Consider the following 1,460-nt stretch of genomic DNA (forward strand, 5'->3'; position numbering starts at 1 on the left):
TGAGCCTGGGACAGGCTGAGCCCCGGCACCACGCTGCTGAGTACCTCGGCGCTGGCGGTATTGCCGTTGACCCAGGTATTGCCGGGCAGCACGCTGACATAGCTCGCCATGCGCCGCAGTTGGCGCGGGTCGAGGCCTTCGATACCGCTGAGGTCGGTGAGGCTGCGCAACATCGGGTACTTGGCCGGGATCAATGGCGCAGCGGCACCGGGCGAGGTATCCCGGCTGCTGTTGAAGCCGCCGGTAAGTGAGGCGCCGAGCTCGCGCTGGTCGTATGAGTCGATCACTCGCCGGCTGATGCGGCGACTCACGGCCGGCTCGATGCCGATCAACTGGCACAGGCGTTCGAAGCTCTGCAATTGCCCGGCGTCCGGGTGTTGTTGGGTCACCAGATTGCGCAGGTTGAACTTGCCCTGCTCATCCTCAATCCGCCCCTCGAAAGCACCGCCGAGGGGCCGTGCCCACGGTTGATCGAGCCGGGTCAACACGTCCTGGCGGCGCGCGTCCCACAGGAGCTGGCGACTGGTTTCCAGACCGCCATTCAACAACCATTGGCCCTGGATACGCAGTTGTTCAGCTTCCAGGCTGCGGGTGAACACGGTTTGCCGGGTGAGCATGGCGCCGGCAAGCACCGCGACCACGGCGGCGATCAGCAAGGCGCTGATAATCGCCATGCCGCGCTGCTTCGCCGCTGTAGGCGAATGGCTGTTCATCGCCGGCCTTACAGCTGCCAGGAGCCGATATCGGCATTCACGCCGTCACCATCAGGTTTCCCGTCGGCGCCGAGGGAGAACACATCCACTTCGCCGTTGGCCCCTGGGTTGAGGTAGTGATACGGGTTGCCCCACGGGTCGTTGGGCAAGCGTTCGAGGTAGGCGCGCCAGTTGCTGTTTTTCGCATCGGCCGGGCGTTCCACCAGCACCTTCAAGCCCTGGTTCATGCTCGGGTACGAGCCGTGGTCGAGGCGGTAGAGTTTCAGGGCCTGCATCAGCCCGCCAATGTCCTGCCGGGCCGCTGTGGCCCGCGCCTGGTCGGGGCGGTCGAGCACCTTGGGCACCACCAGCGCCGCCAGAATCCCCAGGATCACCACGACCACCATGATCTCGATCAGGGTGAAACCGCGCTGCCTACGCGCTGACGTGAAGTGTGCGATATCCATGTCGACATTCCTTGGCTTGAGTGCATTTCGTGGCGCAGTGTTGCAAGAACACATGTCAGTCATGTTGAAAATCCTCGGGAGCTTTGGTCGCCAATCGGTCAACTCCCGGGGCTAGTCTGCGGGCCTGTTTCCCGGTTTTGAGTACGCCATGGGCGGGCCCCGCAACGAGCAAGGTTTCACCCTGATTGAGGTGTTGGTGGCACTGGCGATCATCGCCGTGGCCATGGCGGCGGCGGTACGCGTGGCCGGGCTGATGACCACCAGCAACGGCCTGCTGCGGGACAAGTCGATGGCGCTGCTG

Annotated in this window: 3 protein-coding genes; 1 reads left to right on the forward strand and 2 read right to left on the reverse strand. The window is 64.2% G+C overall.

Annotation, left to right across the window (positions count from 1 at the left end; genetic code table 11):
* Together gspK and gspG are read right to left on the reverse strand one after the other, a co-directional pair.
* On the reverse strand, positions 1 to 713 hold a 713-nt coding region (gene gspK, locus HX846_RS32595), incomplete at its 3' end, for a type II secretion system minor pseudopilin GspK (protein WP_178966989.1).
* A gap of 8 nt (positions 714 to 721) precedes the next feature.
* The gene (gene gspG / locus HX846_RS32600) at positions 722 to 1,159 is read right to left on the reverse strand and encodes a type II secretion system major pseudopilin GspG (RefSeq protein WP_003218660.1); all 438 of its coding nucleotides are present in this window, start codon (positions 1,157 to 1,159) and stop codon (positions 722 to 724) included.
* 148 nt (positions 1,160 to 1,307) lie between these two features.
* Here gspG and gspI point away from each other — a divergent pair.
* The coding region (gene gspI / locus HX846_RS32605) for a type II secretion system minor pseudopilin GspI (RefSeq protein ID WP_178966990.1) at positions 1,308 to 1,460 on the forward strand (153 nt) is incomplete at its 3' end.

It is taken from the genome of Pseudomonas sp. K5002, from assembly GCF_013386655.1.
In the GTDB taxonomy this organism is placed as follows: Bacteria; Pseudomonadota; Gammaproteobacteria; order Pseudomonadales; family Pseudomonadaceae; genus Aquipseudomonas.